Genomic DNA, 15,850 nt, shown 5'->3' with positions numbered 1-15,850 from the left:
TTTTTGTAACTCTTTTTTGCAGCTTGTAAGGAAGATGTCGGCTGTGATCGCAATCAGCCGGCAAGCAAAAGCCTTAATGCTAGCCTGTAGGCACGGGCAGGGATCCTTGTTGCGGCAAAGGAAACTTCATGGAAGGAGGAAAATCCGATGGTTGCTCTGCGGGGTTGGCTGGCAGCGGGCATGATCGGGGCGGCTGCAATCCTGGGTGGTGGTGAAGCGTGGGCCCAAAGGAGCTTGTGGCTACTGAACGGGCAATCGACCTGGGTTAACGGTTATTTCTACCCAGGCGAGAACATCTGGGCCCAGTGCGACCTCGACTGCCACGACGTGGATCTGGTGCTTTACGATCGCAACGGTCGGTGGGTAGCCGAAGATACGCTCTTGGACGATCTTCCCATCGTCCAGGCTCCCTATGAGGGCAGCTTCGCCGTCCAGGTGATCATGGCCGGCTGCCGCCACCCACGCGGCTGTGCTGTCGTCGTCGATTCTGACTACGGCTTCTAGCGCTTCCCTCACCCCTAGCCCCTCTCCCTCTTGGAAGAACCGCCTGCTGTAGGGATGAAGGGGGCTGCCTAGGCGGGTTTGTGGCTGGCTTCCTGCACTTTGGCGTGAGTGAATTTGCTCAAGCCATGGATGGTTTTTTCCCAGTAGAAGGGCTTGGTAAAAAGCTGCCACAGGGCCATGTAGGCTGCAATGGAGTGCAGTTGCCAGTAAATGGGGTTGAGAAGAGCATAGAAGGCCAGATCGTAATAACCCCGCCGAAAAACGGCCACCAAGTTCAAGTAGATCCCAATGGCATTGCCCACCAAGAGGTTAAACAAGCCCAAGTAAATTAGCCAACTGGGAAAAATGTTTTGCAGCCAATGGGCGCGGGTGAGCAGCCAGTAGAAAAACAGCAGCCACATGATGGGGCTGGTGAGGAAGGTGAAGAAGCTGCCGCCGATAAAAAATTGGTAGGCCAGCCAGTTCTTGAGGCCCAGCTTGCGCAAAGAGCGCAGCGGGTTGCGGTTGTGCACCAGCCAGGTCTGCATATAGCCTTTGATCCAGCGGGAGCGCTGCCGGATCCAGTTTTTGAGGGCGCAGTTGGCCTCTTCGTAGGTGGTGGAGTTGATCACCCCCACTGTGTAGCCGTGCTGGCTGGCGCGAATGCCCAGATCGGCATCTTCGGTGACGTTAAAGGGATCCCATCCCTGCAATTCCCGCAGGCGGTCGGTGCGGAAGTGGTTGCTGGTGCCCCCCAGGGGAATGGGCATTTTCAAGGTTTCCAGGCCCGGCAGCAGGTAATCAAACCAATAGGAATACTCCAGGGTAAACATGCGGGTGAGAAAGTTCTCGTTGCGGTTGAAATAGTTGAGGGCCGCTTGAACGCAGACCAAGCTGGGATCCCCTTTTTTGAAGGCAATGATGGCTTTTTTCAGTTGATCCGGGTCGGGGATGTCTTCGGCGTCGTAGATGGTGAGGTATTCGCCGCGGGCAAAGGCCAGGCCGTAGTTGCAGGCTTTGGGCTTGGTCTTGGGCTTGCTATCCGGCACAATCAGTAGGCGCACGTAGCGGGGTGGCTTGGCGGCGCGGGCGGCCTCGATGGTGGCCTGGTCGTTTTCTTCCAATAGGATCAGCACGTCCAAGCGCTCGTGGGGGTAGTCCAGCTTGGAGAGGGAGTTGATGAGAATCGGCATCACCTCCGGCTCTTTGTAGACCGGCACCAGGATGGTGTAGATGGGCAAGCTGTGGTCATCGAGGGCGGCCACTTCCTCGTCGGTAATCTGGTGGAAGCGATCGGCGGATCCCACGAGGCTAAGCAGGAACTTGAAGAGAATCGAAGCAACGTAGAAGAGGTTAATCAAAAGCACCAAGATCGTCAGGGTTGTCCAGGGGGCGCTGGCCAAGCCCCACAGCAGCAGCAGCAGCAGGCCATAGCCGACGGCAATTTGCGAGGGGGTAAACACCCGCGAGGCCGATTCCTCCGGCAGACGGGTCAGCAGCTTGTACACCGCCTCTTGGCTAAAGCGGGATCCCTGATCTTGGCTGAGGAGCTGGGTGATATCTTGCTCGGTGCCCAGCACCTTTTCTATCCGCAGCCCTGGCCGCCAACTGTAGAGCAGCTCGTCCACCGCCCAGTCCAGGGGGTCGTTGACCATCACGGTGAGGGTATTCTCGTCGCTCCAGCTCAGGGGGTAGAAGAGGTGGCGCATCATCAATTCCGGATCGAACTGGCGGCTCAGGCTCTCGTCCCGGTAGAGCAGCCCTGTTCCCATTAGCTCCGAGACGGAAGGGTAGCCCAACAAATGGGCCAGAATACTGAGATACTCGCGGGTGGAGAGGTAGCTCAGCCGGGTCAGCACCTGCCCCAGGCTGGATCCGGTGCGGCGGCGGATCTCCAGAGCCTGCTGCCACTGCTCCAGGGTGAGACGGCTGCCCAGCAGCTCAGCAGCCAGCTTGCGCTCGAGGATAACTGTCAAGATCTGTTTTTCGGTGGCCGGGATCTCCCACAGCTTTTCGGCCTCTGGGCAAAGGCGTTTCACCGCCTGCCAGACGCCGGGATAGCCGGGCTCTTCCGTGGCCACCACAACGGTTTGCGGGTTGAGCCAGCCACAGGGCAAAAAGCGCACTGGCAGGAGATCGCTGGGTTCCACTAGCCAAGGCAGCTCTAGATCTAGAGGCTGCTTGAGCAGCCAGTCCCGCAGCTTGGGCCGATCCAAAATCTGGCGACACAGCTCGGCAAACTTGCCGGGATGCATGACCCGCAAGCTCCAAAAAGCCCTGGGCAAGGAGCAGCCCACCTCTTCCCGGTACTCCTCCGCTGCCGCCAGTTGCTGGCGGGTGAGATAGCCTGCGGCCAAAAGCGAGGACTTGAGGGACTGGAGCATGGCCTAAAACCCGCGGCTTGGCTCAAGTCTGGCTCAACCGCAAGCCCATGCCCAGCCCCCCCTAGGAAGGGAGGGGCGACTCGGGGGGGCGGGCCAAGCGGCGATAGACATTCCAGGCTCCTACTGCCAATAGAATAGCCAGCAGCAGCACCAGCCAATAGCGGTACTGCCACAGCAAAAGCTGCCAACTGAAGCGGCCTGGGTAGCGCACCCGGTAGCCTTGGGGGGTGAGATCCCAGCTCTGCACCTGGGTGAGGGCGGGAGTGGCGGCGTAGGCGGTGAGCACATTTCCCTGCAGTTGGTTGGCCAGGCGGGTGCGTGGATCGGCAAGGCCGCGGCTGAGGCGTTCTGCCAAGGCCGGATCAGATCCCCACCAGGACAGCCAAAGGGTGGGCCTGCCTTGGAGCAAAAAGTACTGCAAGAGGCCGAGGTTTTCCTGGGGTTGGGCGGCCAGGGCCACCTGCTGGTTCAAGGGGTTGAGGATCTCGAACTGGGATCCCAGCCGGATGGGGCTGTGAGGGAGCTCCACCTGCTCCGGGGCAGCGACAAGGATCTGCCAGGCGAAGTCGCCTGTTTCCAGTTTGGTCTTTTCCTGGGGCAGAAACTGAAGGGTGGGCAGGAGCGGTCGGGCGGCCAGCCGACTCAAGGCCCCCACCAGGTAGGCGGCAGCCGGCAGCCATTGGGGATCCCCCAGCCAAACCCGTCCGGATCCCTGCAGCACCGCCGGGATCTCCTGCAGCTCGCCGTTGGGGGCTTGGTAGCCGCTCCAGAGAAAGCCGGAGCTATCCGAGCGCACCTGAACCGTCAGCGGCGTCAGGGATCCCTGGCAATTGCCGGGACTGGCCCCGTAGTCAAAGCGCAGCTCCAGTTGGTTGAAGCGGCGCAGCAGGCGGGTGGGCAGGGTCACGGTCTCGTTGAGCTGGCTGCGACCAGTGAGGTTGTAGGTGCGCAGCAGAACGCCGTTCAAGAACACATAGCCCGTCAGGCGATCCCCGGCCCGACCATCCACCGGGTTCATGATCACATCCAGTTGGGCCGCCAGATCCCGCGGGCGCCCCCCCAACTGCGCCAGGTTGAAGTTAAAGACCAAGGACTGGTTGCCAAAGCCCCGCAGCAGGGGATCCACGATCCCCAACTCCCGCAAGCTGAGGCGGTTGGCCTTGAGAGCCCGCTCCCAGTCCGCCACCGCCGCCACCCGGATGCCGCGGCTCACTAGCCCCGCCCGCTTCCACTCCTCATAGAGGGCAAGAATGGCCTCGCGGCGGGCGGCCACCCGCAGCCGCGATCCCTCTGGGGTAATCTGATGCTGCAGGTGGGGGGTAAAGTTGGCCGGCTCCAGAATTACTTGAGGCCCCTTCCCTGGACGGTTGCTCCAGAGGATAGGGGTCTGAGGGAAGAGGTGGGCCAGCAAGCTGTACAGGCCCAGCGCTGCTTCTGCCACCTCAGGAGAGGGGTTGGCGGGCACCACCAGCGTGAGCTGGGGGTACATCAGGTGCAGAAAGCCGGCCACTGTAGCATCGGGCACGCGGGGCACCAGCTCAAAAAAACTGTCCCGCCCTACCCTCAGCAGCAGGTTGCCAGTGTTGAGGTCGGCACAGATGTCGTCGCTAATGCTCAAAAACGGCTGCACCGACACCGTGATAAAGCGCTCGCCCGGCGGCAGGTCAGGGATCGGCACCCGCACCACCGGCTCCTGGCGCAGATCTTGCACCAGAAAGATCCCCGCCAGCTCCTCGTTAATCAGCACCCGCACGGTAGAGGTGGGCTTGAGCACCGGCGAAGGTTCTAGGCGCAACTGCACAAAGCTGGCTTCCGGGTCGATGCCGTTGATGGGCGCAGGGACGGTGACATCCAGGCGCGGGTTGGATCCCTGCAGCAGCACCGAACGCTCATAGCCCAGCCTCTGGAAAGCAAGGGGCTCCGCCCGCACTGCCTCTGTTGGCACGCAGCAGAGCAAGCCAGCCACCAACAGCCCCCACCCTCGCCTTACCCTAGCCATCTGCGGGATCCCTAGCCCCTGCTCCGACGACAGAAAAAGCCTACACCTGCGGCGGGGGCAGTCGCCAAACTTCTAGGAGTATATGGCGCAAGAGTGATGAACTGGCCACAAGAAAGCCCCCTTCCTCAGGAACTCTCCTAGGCGCGGGCGTAGTCGTCCTCAAAGCGCACGATGTCGTCCTCCCCCAAGTATTCCCCGTTCTGCACCTCGATAATCACCAAGGGGATGGTGCCGGGGTTTTCCAGACGGTGCTTGGTGCAGGGGGGAATGTAGGTGGACTCGTTGGAGTTAAGCAGCACCACCTCCTCGCCCCGGGTAACGCGCGCCGTGCCCCGAACTACGATCCAGTGCTCGCTGCGGTGGTAGTGCATCTGCAGGCTAAGGCGATGGCCGGGCTTGACCTCGATGCGCTTGATTTTATACATCGGGCCTTCATCCAAGATCCAGAAGGCTCCCCAGGGGCGGGTCTGAGCCTGGGAGGGCAAAAGCTCCAGCGCCGGGATTGCTGCGTCGTTCATGTCCCGCACAGACTGTAGCATTGAGGTCACACCTTGTTCCACTTCAGGGACTCTCTTATCTTCATCTGCGGCGCGGCAACTTTTCATCGACCATCTTGCTGAACCCAATACGCCAAAACTCGTAGAAAAAAAGTCTCGAGAAGGGGAATACTAACCCGCCCTTGCATCTCTAACAGTTTTTGCAAAACTTGTTGGCATCAAGTTGCTCTTAGGATCAGCTAGGGTGTTGCAGTGCCCTAGCCCGTCAAGTTTAGCGAAACTCGTTCATAGGGTATGGATGTTTGTAAACCGGCTTAAAGCTATCTTGAGGCTCGTTGCGCCGGTAGGGATCCCTTTGCTGCTCCTGGCTGGCCTCTTGTGGGGGTTGAAGGAAGGCTGGGGCTGGGTGAGCCTAGAGATGCAGTTTCTTGGCTACAAGGGATCCGTAGCCGCCCTGGGGCCGGATCCGCGCCTGCCGATTGTCGGCACCACCTTTCCCCCTTCGCTGGTGCTGGCCACGGCCATTTTGGGGCGCTCGCCGCTGGTGTTGCAGGCCATTTTGGGATCCCTGGTGTTGGATTGGATGGGGCAACAGTTGCGCCGTTTGCCTGTCGGCTTGGGGTGGCGCTGGCTGTGGGGCCTGTTGCTGCTGCTGCAGCCGGCTTTGCTCCTGATGCTGCTGCGCAGCCCCGTTTGGACGGCCACCTCGCTTTTAGTGGGGGTGAACATGGCCTTGTTGTTCCCTCTGGCCAACGAGAAACAAGCAGCGGAGAAGGACGAGCTGCCCGTTACCCTGCGGCTGCTGCTCATTGGGCTGGCCTTGGGGCCGCTGATGGCGCTGCGCTGGGAGAGCGGCTGGCTGTTGCCCTGGCTGGCAGGACTGCTGCTGGTGGCTTTTCGCCGCGAATCTTGGGGGTTTCGCTGGGTCTCGCTGCTGGTGGTGGGGTTTATCAGCCTGGCCCTGATCCTGAGCTGGCTGTATGTCAACTGGTTGGCGGTGGGGGATCCCTGGGCTTTTACCTACCAGGTGGGTAGCGGCCTGCGCCTGCCGCAGTTGCGGGAAGACCTGCAGCAGGCCGGCGGCTGGCGGGGGTTGGTGGAGCTGGGGAAGTGGCTGGCGGTGCTGGCCCCTGCCTATCTCCTCTTGGGGATGGGATCCCTGCTGGGCCGCTGGGTCTGGGCCTTGATCTGGGCGATGCCGCTGGTGATCCTCTTGGCTTCCCTGGGGCAGGGGCTGTTTTTGCCGGAGCTGAGCCGCTTTGCTCTCGTCTGGGTGCCGCTGCCGTTGCTGATGGGGGCCTACTTAGTCCGCGGAGCCGGCCCCGGCTGGGCCAAGCGGCTGTTGATCACTGCCCTTTTGGGACTGAACTGCCTCACCGCCGGCTATGGGCTAAGCCAAGAGCCACGATTTTTGGCGCCCCTGGTGGTTGAGGAGCGGGATCTCTGGGAGCGGCTGGTGGCAGGGGTGGCGCCCCTTAGCCGTGAGTTGGAAGCGGCCCAAGACCTCTACGAAGTGACCTCCGCGGGGCAGGTCCTGGCAGCGTGGCGCCGGCAGCGGCAGGCAAAGCGCCAAGTAGGGGAATATCTCCGCCGCCACCTGCTGCCTGGCGAGAAGGTGTTGGTGGACGACGACATCCACTTTGAGGCTATCTTTTGGGCGGGGGATCCCCGCTTGTTCCTTACTCCCCACCAGTACGAGTTTGCCTTGGCCCTGCAACACCCCCAGGAGCGGGTGGACTACTTGCTGGTGGCGGGGCCGGCGGATCCCTTGCGGAGCGCCGACCGCATCCTGCAATTTTGGCCTGAGCTTACCTTTGAGGGGCTGCCGGGCTTTAGGGAGGTCTACAGCTCCCCGCAGGTGCGGCTGTGGGCCCGCCAGGCAGAGCTTGAGGAGGAGACGAGATGACCTGGAAACGGCAATGGCCGCGGCGACAGGTGCTGCAGATGGGCGGAGCGCTGCTGGCTGCCTCTGGAGTTGCCGGCTGTGGTCAGGGCTCCGAGAACGTTGCCACGGGGAACCTGAACTTGTCAGAGCTCTTGGCCCGCTGGGAGGTGGGCATTGGCGAGGATCCCGGTCGCTTCCTCTGGGAAATCGAGTCGGATCCGCAGGTGGCAGCGGTGGCGCGGGACTGGGATCCCCATTTCTTAAGCGGCTGGCTCAACAGCTTTGACCACCGCCAGGGGGATCTCTCCTTCTGGCGTAACTGGCACCAGGCGGGGCTTTTGCGGCAGTGGTTTGAGCGGGGCTACAGCCTGCACATCATCACCTGGGAAGACGACACCACCCGCCCCTGCGGCGACTACCACCTCTCGCCGCAGTTTATCCAGGACGTAGCCGAGCTGGCCGGGTATATTGCCCAAGCCAATCCCCAGGGCCGCCCCACCTACTGGAGCCTGGCCACTGAGTTTTCCTACTGGCGCGTCCCTGCCGATACCTACAACGCCGACACTGCCCCCTACTACCAGGCTCTCATGCGCAACGTCTTAAGAGCCCGCCAGGCCATCAAGGAGCGGCTGCCCGAGGCCGAGGTGGCTCTCTGCTGGGGCGGCTGGATTGCCACTTTTGACGATCCCCGCCGGGGGGCAGGGCGCAGCATGGTGGAGCCTTTTGCCGAGACGATGAGCCAAATGGACGGGATCGCCTTCCAGTCGATGCGCCAGCGGCGGCCGGGGGAGTTCAACCCAGAGCTCAACGGCCCAGATCCGGGTAACCCCGAGCAGATCCGCCTCTGCTGCCGTCTCTTTGCCCCCATCCACCGCAACCTGATGCTGGCCCACTACGAGCCCTCGATTAAGGACAAGCACCCCAACGGTGGCCGGGCCGACACCGTCCAAGTGGATTTTGAGATCATGAGCCGGCCCGAGTGGCTGCAGGAGGTGTCGCAACTGGGATTGCGGCGCCTGTCCCTGATGCACTACGGCCTCTACAAGGGGGATCCCTATGGGGCGCTGACGGCAGCCCGGCAATTCCGGGCCCGCGTAGGTTTGCCGGCTATTGCCCAGAGGGTGTAGGTGGATGGAGACGAAGGCCCAAAACGGAGCTCTGCAGGTACAATCCCCCTTGGCGGCGCCGTCGAGGGGGATCCCTAGATGAAGCCTTTGGCAATTGCAAGAAGCTGGCTACTGGGCCTGGGCCTTGTCTTGGGGGGTTGGGAGCTGCCGTCCTGGGCTGGCTGCAGCTTCCCTCGCGGGGCAGGGAAAACGTTTTTCTCGCTCCGGCCCGAGGTGTACCAACCCCGCACCCGCTTTGACCAGGGGGGACGTCTGCAGCAGGCCCTTTCCGAGTACGGCGAGACCCGCCTCAACCTGTTTGGCGAAACCGGCCTCAGCGATCGCCTCACCCTCAACCTCAACACCAGCTACGTTTTCCTGGAAAATCGCTTTGCCAGCGGGGCTGAGACCGTTACCCAGCGCAACCAGGGCCTGCGGGATCTGGAGCTGGGCCTGCGCCACACCTGGGGAGAGGGGGATCCCTTTTTCTCGGCTCAATTGACGGCCCTGATCCCGCCGGGATATGCCACCCAGAACACCCCCCTGCCCTTGGGCTATGGGGTTTTCGGCTACGACCTCAGCGCCGGCCTGGCCGCTTCGGGCAAGCTGGGATCCCTGCCCGCCTTTTTCGACTCCTGTCTGACCTTTCGGGACTACCTGGGCTACCCCGGCGACCGTCTCAAGGCCAACTTGACCTTTGGAGCAGATCTCAGCCCTGAGGTGCAGGCCATTGTGGCTTTGGATGGCGACTTCACCCTTGGCAACGGCGCCCCGCTCCTTTTTGGGGATCTGGCGGTGCAGGATCCCGACTACAGCAACCTCAAGCTTTCCGGCCAGCTCAACTGGCGCCTAGAGGAGGGGCTGACCCTGGGGCTAGGGGGATTTCAGTTTTTAACAGGCCGCAACACCAATGCCGGCGGCGGCTTCACTGGCTATGTGTGGCTAAGTTACTAAAACTCAACAAAATGTTGCGGGGTATCTGCCGCGGCAGCAGGGATCGGCAGAGGCAGATCTAGGATGAGACTTGGCAAACCTTGGCCTGGAGAACGGGTCCCATGCCTCGCTTTGAAAACATCGTTGCCGCCATCGACGGCAGCGGCCCCACCGAGCAAATGGTGCACACGCTGCTATCTTTGCCGGCCTTTGCCCAGTGCCACGTAACCCTGCTGCATGCGGTGCCTTCCCAGACCTCTGCTGAGGACATGCGCGCTGCCTGGCAAAAGGGGCAGGAGCTGTTGGCCCAGACGCTGCAGAGTTTTCCCCCGCGGCCTGGGTTGAAGATCAGCACTCAACTGGTGGAAGGGGATCCCAAGGTGGTGGTGTTGCAGGTGGCCGAGTCCCTGCCCAATCCCCTCATCGTGATGGGATCCCGCGGGCGCAACCGCATCATGGCCATTTTGCAGAACTCGGTCAGCCAATACGTCTTCCAGCTCGCCTCCTGCCCCATGCTGCTGGTTAAAGACGACGCCTACGTCAAATACCCCAGCCACGTCATGGTGGCCCTCAACAACTCCCCTGCCGCCCAGGCTGCCTTTGCCACAGCCCTGGATCTGGTTGCCGGTATCCCGGGAGCCCAGATTTTTCTGGCCTCGGTACAACTGGATGCCGACGCCCAAGGCCGGGACGAGGTTATAGACAAAGCCATTGCCACCCTCAAAAGCCGCCAAATTCCCCACCGGCTGTTTACAGCGGTCGGCGATCCCGGCGCCGAGATCGTCCGCTTGGCGGAAGAGAGCAAGGCCGACCTGTTGGTGATGGGATCTCCGGATCGCCGGCCCAGCATTGCCCGCAGCATCCCCGACTTGGATCGGCTGCTGGGGCGCTCCATCTCCGACTATGTGCGGGTGCACATCGGCTGCCCTGTGCTGATGGTGCGCTCGGCCCAAGACCGAGACTGAGGGATCCCTAAGGCAGGATAGAACGGCGCTCCGTCACGCGGTCGCTTTGCTGCTGGCGATCCGGACTGACGGCCCAAGCCTCGAAGATGAGTTCAGGGACGCCGGGGGGAATGGTCATGCGGGTGAGGGCTTGCCACCGTCCCTGGTCATCGCGGGAGAAGTCCAGCAACCAACGGGGGCCATCCACCAGCGAGCGGGTGCGGCCGTGCTTGACCCAAAACTTAATCCACAAAGGAGGCTGAGAGGTCGAGCCACTGGCAGAATTGACCGAGGCCGGCAAACGCAGCACTACATCGAAATTGTCACCTGCCCGCAGTTGTTCGGGCACCAGCAGCTGTGGCGCTGGGCACACTCCTAGGGGCAAGGCTTCTGGGTTCTGCTCAGTAACCGGCAAAGGTAGCGCGGGCGGGACTGGCAGGACAGCCTCTTCGCTGGGCAGCTCAGGTGAGGGGGAGGGCGGAAGGGAGGAAGGAGGCACTGCCTCTGCTTCGGCTTGGGCCTCAGCTGGGGGTACGGTGTCGGCAGGCAGCTCTCCCGGCTGAGCCGGGCGGGGAGCTGGGGAGCTGCCCTGCCAGATGCGCAACAACTTCTGCAAAGTTCGCTCGGGAGAAAGCAGGGTTGTGGTCGAGGCAGGAGTGGCAACGTCCGTCAACCTGTCTTCCTCTTGGTGCTGCTGGGGGAGGGGGGTCTCCGAGGCAAGGGATTCTTGGCTGCGGCAGCGAATGGAAAAAGGAATCGTGAGCGGCTCTGAAGCCTGCCCAGAGGAGGGAGTGAGGCGCAGCTCTCCCCGCAGAGGACGCGCCCACGGCTGACTTGGCAGGGTAAGGGGAAGGCTAAACACTGCCGCTCGCGCTTGCCCTGGGAGTTGAATCTGCCGTCGCCCTTGGAAAAGGGGATCCTGGTTCCCTTCCTGCCAAAGCTGCACCTGGAGTTCGCCGCTACAGCCAATTCGCCCGGTTAACACCAGCACTTCCTGGGGGGATCCCTCCAGGTCGCTGTGCAGGAGGGAAAACAGCTCTGGGGGGACGGCAGCCTCTTGGGTCTGAGTGGAAGCTTCGGGCTCCGTTGGCTGGACCACCGAGGGTGCTGCTGGTTCCGACTGAGCTGGGGCGGGTACGACCTGGAAACGCAGACAATTGTTTAGCTCCGTCTCGCCAAACAGCTCAGCTATCAAATCGGCATCGCGGCAGTGCAGCTCCCAGAAACCAGGGGAGAGGTGGGTGGCCGGCAAGATGAGGCTGATCCCCTCCTCGTTGGTGCGCACCGAACGGGTTTGCAGGAGCGAGGTGGCTCTCTTTGAGGCTTTCGCCTCCGCTGGAGCTCCCTCATCTTCTGCTGTCAAAGGGCGGTAGTGAACTTCCACAGTAATGGTGAAGTAGGGTTGGGGACAACGGGCCAGGATGGTGTAAGTGTCCTCCTCCAGAATGGCTCCCTCGGCTGGTACTGGCTGCCATTCTTCTTGTCCATCGCGCCGTACCCAAAAACTCAGCATTGCGCAGTCACCTTTGGGAGAGTAGATACTTCACCAGCTCAGCTTGCAGGAGGGTTTGCTGCTGTCCTGTGGGCAAGTGCTTCAGCTGCACCTCCCCGGCCGCAGCTTCCGCCTCTCCCAGCACCACAGCCCAAGTGGCGCCGCTACGGCTAGCCCGTTTGAACTGTTTGCTAAAGGGGCTGCCGCTGAGATCCAGCTCGGTGCAAAAACCAGCTTGGCGCAGGGCCTGGGCAACGAGAAGGGATTGAGCTTCCGCTTTGGCTCCGCGGGAGATCACGTAGACGTCTAGGGGCCCTGCCACCCCCTCTGGCTGCTTTTTTTGCAGCAGCAGCACCAGCCGCTCCAGGCCAATAGCCCAGCCCACCGCTGGGGTTGGCGGCCCGCCCAGCTCTTCCACCAGGCCGTCGTAGCGCCCGCCCCCGCAGACAGTGCTCTGGGCTCCTAGCTCGGGCGAGACAATTTCGAAGGCGGTGTGGGTGTAGTAGTCCAAGCCACGCACCAGGTAGGGATCCAGCTCATAGGGGATGTCTAGGGCCTTGAGATGGGCTTGCACTTGCTCGAAGAAGGCGCGTGAGTCAGCACTGAGGTAATCGGGCAGCTTGGGCGCTTTCTCGGCAAGGGCGCGGGTATGGGGATCCTTGCTGTCAAGGATGCGCAAGGGGTTGCGGCTGAGGCGCTCCTGGGAGTCGGGATCAAGCTGCTCTTTCAAGGGGGTGAAGTAGTCCACTAGGGCTTGGCGGTAGGCCCGCCGATCCTGCCCATCCCCGAGGGAGTTGAGCCGCAAGGTAAGGTTTTCCACCCCCACCGCCCGCAACAGCTCCCAAGCCAGAGCAATGACCTCGGCGTCAGCGCGGGGATCCCGGCTGCCTAGGAGCTCCACCCCCAACTGATGGAACTGGCGTTGCCGCCCCGCTTGGGGACGCTCGTAGCGAAACATGGGCCCGCAATACCATAGGCGCTGCACATCGCCTGCCATCTGCAGCCCGTGCTGGATATAGGCCCGCACCACACCAGCAGTGTTCTCAGGGCGCAGGCTTACCTCCTGCTCGCCGCGAGTGCTAAAGGAAAACATCTCCTTGCCCACCACGTCAGTGGCGCTGCCGAGGCTGCGGGCAAAAAGCTCTGTTAACTCCAAAATGGGGGTGCGGATCTCCTGGTAGTTGGCCCGCCCCAAGATCTCGCGAGCCCTGGCCTCCACCTGCTGCCACAGCCTCACCTCCTGCGGCAGAATGTCGCGGGTGCCTCGCACCGCCTGGATTTTCTCCATGTTGGCTCCTCTTGGGCCCCCAAGGGTTTATGTCAATGCCATAATATCGGCAACCGTGTTCCTGCTGCCGAGGGGTAGAGCGAGCTAGCCTCGGCTCAAACTAGCATAGAAGGCGGCAACTTGGCTGGCAGCGGCCACAGCTGCTGTGGTGGATCGCAGGATTGTCGGGCCCAAGGAGACAGGCACTCCGCCGTAGGCTTCCGCCTGGCGCCGCTCGCTCTCTGTCCAGCCCCCTTCTGGGCCAATAGCCAGTGCCACCACGGGATCCCGCAGTTGCGGTAGGACCTGCAGCAGCAGAGGGGCGTCCTGGCGGGCGACGGCTATACCCCACCAGTTGGCCCTTAGCTCGGCCAGCCAGCGGCTCCAGGAAGTAGGCGGGTCAACTTGGGGCCAGTGCAGCCGCTCACACTGTTCTGCTGCCTCCCGCACAATTTTTTGCCAGCGTTCCTGCCGCCCAGATCCCGGCTCTACCACGGTGCGCTCCGTCAGCAAAGGGGTAATGCGGGCTACCCCCAGCTCAGTAACCTGGCGAAACACCTCATCAAACCCCAGCCCCTTGACCACTGCCAAGCCCAGATGCAGGTAAACGGGCAATTCCCGCGGCAGCGCCTCCACCTCGGTTGCAATCTGGCATTTCTGGGGCTGCCAATGGGCTAGCCACAGCTTGCCGGAGCCATCCAAAACCAAAAAGGGATCCCCTGGCCGGAGGCGGTGCACCCGCTGCAGGTAGTGCCGCTGTGAGCTACTTAAATGGAGCCCGCCCGCGGGATCCCGTTGGGCCGGATCGATGGCTAGGCGGGGCAGGGAACTTAAATTGTGCGTGCGTTCAGACAGCACCATTCCCCCCGTCGCCAAAGGGATGCAACCAACCACTCGTGGGCCTCCAACATCTCCGTAACCAGCTTGGCCTGCTCCAGGAGAATGCCGCTGAGGATGAGCCAGCCCCCTCTTTTCACCACCAGGCCAAACTGCGGGATCATGTCTAGGATCACCTCCGTCAGAATGTTGCACACCAGCCCCTCCACCATCTCGGGAATGTGCTCCAGGCTACCTTTGGCCACCACAATGCGATCCGTCAGGCCGTTGAGATCCCGGTTCTGGAGAGTGGCCTGCACCGCCAGCGGGTCAACATCCACGGCATAAACCCGCTTGGCTCCTAAGAGAGCCGCTGCCACGGACAAAATGCCCGAACCACAGCCCACATCGGCCACTGTGACTCCCCCAGCACCCCCCCCAAGGCGCATCTCCAGGGCCTCCAGGCAAAGCTGGGTGGTCGGATGAGTACCTGTGCCAAAGGCCATGCCCGGATCCAGCCGCAGCAGGAGACGACCGGGGTGGGGAGGTGGATCCAGCCAAGACGGACAAATAAGCAACCTGTCCCCGACCCACTGGGGCTGCCAGTGCTGCTTCCAACTGCTGCTCCAGTCCTCCGCCTCTATGCGTTCCCAGCGCAGTTTGGGAAGGGGCTGGCCAGCTACGAGGGCATCTTGCCGCAGGCGCAGGGCCAGAGCTGCCAAGTCCAAGAGGGTGGCGCGGGAGCAGGGCAAGTAGGCATGAATGCTGATTTGGCCTTCGTCATGAGCCTGGCTGGCCATGCCTTGACAGCCAAAGCTCTCCAGCCGCCAAAAGATCTGGTCCTCCTGAACAGGGGAGGCAACGATGTGGAGATCCCACCAGCTTCCGGCGGGATCCAGCAGCTGGGCAGAGGAACGGGAGGAGGGATCAGGAGTGGTCCTGTTCACGGGAGTTCCTGCCTGGGGAAACGAAAACGGCTGCCATACCCCTTGGCTTGGGCAAGCCAGTTCTTTTCTAGTCTAGGATCACCCGCTAACGGGCAGCCCCCCTGATGAGGGGTTTGATGCCCCCCTCGATCCCCTGGGATAGAACAGGAGAAGAATTGAACGCGCACTTCGTATCCTTGGCAAAGCTCTGCACGAGGGGAGGGAGCTAAGCTGTGTTCTTTGTCAAGTGGCAATGCAAGGGGTGAGAGGAATGGTAGCCGAGCAGTCGCCAGAACAGGGCACCCCACCTTCTCTCGAGCCGGCCGGGGAGCGGAAGGTGGACCAAGGAGGGGGAGCTGGGGATCCCCATCTACTCAAGGTCAACCCTAGCAAGAGCTCCGTCCCCCTGACGCGAACAGCTCTGATGCGGCGCTTTAACCAGAGCTTTCCGCCTTTTTACAGCCAGTTTGTCAGCAGCGAGGTTCAGGTGCAAAACCTGCGTCTGGCCTATGCCCTCTACCAGACTCGCAAGGCAGTGGTGCAGATGCAGGACGAGCGCTGTAAGACACTGGTTTGTCTAGCTTACCGCAATCGCCCCTCTCTGCTCAGCGATCTGTTTGGGGTGCTCACGGCATTCAATCTCTCAGTGCACAGCATCCATCTCTACGGGCAGATCTACGCACCCCACTTGGTATTTATTCGGGTCACTGTCTCGCGGGATGGGCACAGCCTTTCTGCCCAAACCAAACTTAGCCTAGAACGGGCCATTCACGAGTGCTTGGCAGGAGCGTTTCCTGTTCATGAAACCTTGGCGCTGGAGTTTGATCTCAAGGCTGCTCTAAAGGACACTCAGGTTTCTTTTTATCTTGACCCCCTGTTTCACCTGCCCACGCTACTAGTGGAGGTGGACAACCAGCCAGGTGTATTTTACCGGGTAATGACCGCTCTGGCGCAGGAGGATTTGACCGTTGTTAACCTCAATTTGCTGCTCCGCCGCAAACGGGTGCGCTTTATCTTCTACCTGCTAGGCCCGGAGGCAGCCCCAACTTTGCCGGAGTTGCTGGGGCAGAAATTGGCGTTGAGCATCCAACGGCGGCTGCAAGGGGAACCCGTCTAGA

General features: G+C 61.8%; 13 protein-coding genes. 6 read left to right on the top strand and 7 right to left on the bottom strand.

All coding sequences use genetic code 11. The features are described from left to right. The first annotated feature begins 327 nt into the window (after positions 1 to 327). Positions 328 to 504 (top strand): hypothetical protein, encoded by a 177-nt coding sequence (locus NW830_RS01195; RefSeq protein ID WP_414404516.1) that lies wholly within the window; start codon positions 328 to 330, stop codon positions 502 to 504. Between the two features lie 68 nt (positions 505 to 572). On the opposite strand, the gene NW830_RS01190 is transcribed toward NW830_RS01195, so the two are convergent. The 3 genes from NW830_RS01190 to NW830_RS01180 all read right to left on the bottom strand — a co-directional run bounded on the left by NW830_RS01190 (position 573) and on the right by NW830_RS01180 (position 5,384). Next, positions 573 to 2,867, bottom strand: coding sequence for a glycosyltransferase family 2 protein (locus NW830_RS01190; RefSeq protein ID WP_414359653.1), 2,295 nt, complete (start codon positions 2,865 to 2,867; stop codon positions 573 to 575). 61 nt (positions 2,868 to 2,928) lie between these two features. Beyond that, complete coding sequence (locus NW830_RS01185; protein ID WP_414359656.1) at positions 2,929 to 4,866, bottom strand: cellulose biosynthesis cyclic di-GMP-binding regulatory protein BcsB; 1,938 nt, start codon at positions 4,864 to 4,866, stop codon at positions 2,929 to 2,931. A gap of 137 nt (positions 4,867 to 5,003) precedes the next feature. Then, complete coding sequence (locus NW830_RS01180) at positions 5,004 to 5,384, bottom strand: cupin domain-containing protein (RefSeq protein WP_414360062.1); 381 nt, start codon at positions 5,382 to 5,384, stop codon at positions 5,004 to 5,006. A 277-nt stretch (positions 5,385 to 5,661) separates the two neighbouring features. Between NW830_RS01180 and NW830_RS01175 the strand changes: the two genes are divergently transcribed. From NW830_RS01175 to NW830_RS01160, 4 genes are all read left to right on the top strand, one after another. Then, positions 5,662 to 7,269 carry a hypothetical protein gene (locus NW830_RS01175; RefSeq protein ID WP_414359658.1) on the top strand — a complete coding sequence of 536 codons (1,608 nt, stop codon included), beginning with the start codon at positions 5,662 to 5,664 and terminating at the stop codon, positions 7,267 to 7,269. After that, on the top strand, positions 7,266 to 8,375 hold the full coding sequence (locus tag NW830_RS01170; RefSeq protein ID WP_414359660.1) for a hypothetical protein: 1,110 nt from the start codon (positions 7,266 to 7,268) through the stop codon (positions 8,373 to 8,375). The genes NW830_RS01175 and NW830_RS01170 overlap by 4 nt, the downstream gene beginning before the upstream one ends. Positions 8,376 to 8,453: 78 nt before the next feature. After that, a complete protein-coding gene (locus NW830_RS01165) occupies positions 8,454 to 9,308 on the top strand; it encodes a hypothetical protein (protein WP_414359663.1) in 855 nt (284 codons plus the stop codon). A gap of 101 nt (positions 9,309 to 9,409) precedes the next feature. Further along, positions 9,410 to 10,252, top strand: a complete 843-nt coding sequence (locus NW830_RS01160; protein ID WP_414359664.1) for a universal stress protein — start codon at positions 9,410 to 9,412, stop codon at positions 10,250 to 10,252. 7 nt (positions 10,253 to 10,259) lie between these two features. Here the strand turns inward: NW830_RS01160 and NW830_RS01155 are convergent, their stop codons facing one another. The 4 genes from NW830_RS01155 to prmA form a co-directional block, all read right to left on the bottom strand. Then, on the bottom strand, positions 10,260 to 11,744 hold the full coding sequence (locus tag NW830_RS01155; RefSeq protein WP_414359666.1) for a hypothetical protein: 1,485 nt from the start codon (positions 11,742 to 11,744) through the stop codon (positions 10,260 to 10,262). 7 nt (positions 11,745 to 11,751) lie between these two features. Next, complete coding sequence (gene hisS, locus NW830_RS01150) at positions 11,752 to 13,011, bottom strand: histidine--tRNA ligase (protein WP_414359668.1); 1,260 nt, start codon at positions 13,009 to 13,011, stop codon at positions 11,752 to 11,754. An 84-nt stretch (positions 13,012 to 13,095) separates the two neighbouring features. Continuing rightward, positions 13,096 to 13,851: a 16S rRNA (uracil(1498)-N(3))-methyltransferase gene (locus NW830_RS01145; RefSeq protein WP_414359671.1), complete on the bottom strand. Its 756-nt coding sequence runs from the start codon at positions 13,849 to 13,851 to the stop codon at positions 13,096 to 13,098. Continuing rightward, positions 13,821 to 14,753, bottom strand: coding sequence for a 50S ribosomal protein L11 methyltransferase (prmA, locus tag NW830_RS01140; protein WP_414359674.1), 933 nt, complete (start codon positions 14,751 to 14,753; stop codon positions 13,821 to 13,823). Before prmA ends, NW830_RS01145 begins: the two co-directional genes overlap by 31 nt. 250 nt (positions 14,754 to 15,003) lie before the next feature. Between prmA and NW830_RS01135 the strand changes: the two genes are divergently transcribed. Beyond that, positions 15,004 to 15,849, top strand: coding sequence for a hypothetical protein (locus NW830_RS01135; protein ID WP_414359675.1), 846 nt, complete (start codon positions 15,004 to 15,006; stop codon positions 15,847 to 15,849). Position 15,850 lies beyond the last annotated feature (1 nt).

It is taken from the genome of Synechococcus sp. OH30 (assembly GCF_047462175.1).
GTDB lineage: Bacteria > Cyanobacteriota > Cyanobacteriia > Thermostichales > Thermostichaceae > Thermostichus.
Note: the sequence above shows the minus strand (reverse complement) of the source record. Positions and strands in the feature narration are given on the sequence as shown.

Bases quoted from the DNA above. Each gene is read 5' to 3' on its own strand.
- NW830_RS01190 (WP_414359653.1), bottom strand. From the start codon at position 2,867: ATGCTCCAGTCCCTCAAGTCCTCGCTTTTGGCCGCAGGCTATCTCACC.
- NW830_RS01170 (WP_414359660.1), top strand. From the start codon at position 7,266: ATGACCTGGAAACGGCAATGGCCGCGGCGACAGGTGCTGCAGATGGGC.
- hisS (WP_414359668.1), bottom strand. From the start codon at position 13,011: ATGGAGAAAATCCAGGCGGTGCGAGGCACCCGCGACATTCTGCCGCAG.
- NW830_RS01155 (WP_414359666.1), bottom strand. From the start codon at position 11,744: ATGCTGAGTTTTTGGGTACGGCGCGATGGACAAGAAGAATGGCAGCCA.
- NW830_RS01145 (WP_414359671.1), bottom strand. From the start codon at position 13,851: ATGGTGCTGTCTGAACGCACGCACAATTTAAGTTCCCTGCCCCGCCTA.
- NW830_RS01180 (WP_414360062.1), bottom strand. From the start codon at position 5,384: ATGAACGACGCAGCAATCCCGGCGCTGGAGCTTTTGCCCTCCCAGGCT.
- NW830_RS01160 (WP_414359664.1), top strand. From the start codon at position 9,410: ATGCCTCGCTTTGAAAACATCGTTGCCGCCATCGACGGCAGCGGCCCC.
- NW830_RS01165 (WP_414359663.1), top strand. From the start codon at position 8,454: ATGAAGCCTTTGGCAATTGCAAGAAGCTGGCTACTGGGCCTGGGCCTT.
- NW830_RS01175 (WP_414359658.1), top strand. From the start codon at position 5,662: ATGTTTGTAAACCGGCTTAAAGCTATCTTGAGGCTCGTTGCGCCGGTA.
- NW830_RS01135 (WP_414359675.1), top strand. From the start codon at position 15,004: ATGGTAGCCGAGCAGTCGCCAGAACAGGGCACCCCACCTTCTCTCGAG.
- NW830_RS01185 (WP_414359656.1), bottom strand. From the start codon at position 4,866: ATGGCTAGGGTAAGGCGAGGGTGGGGGCTGTTGGTGGCTGGCTTGCTC.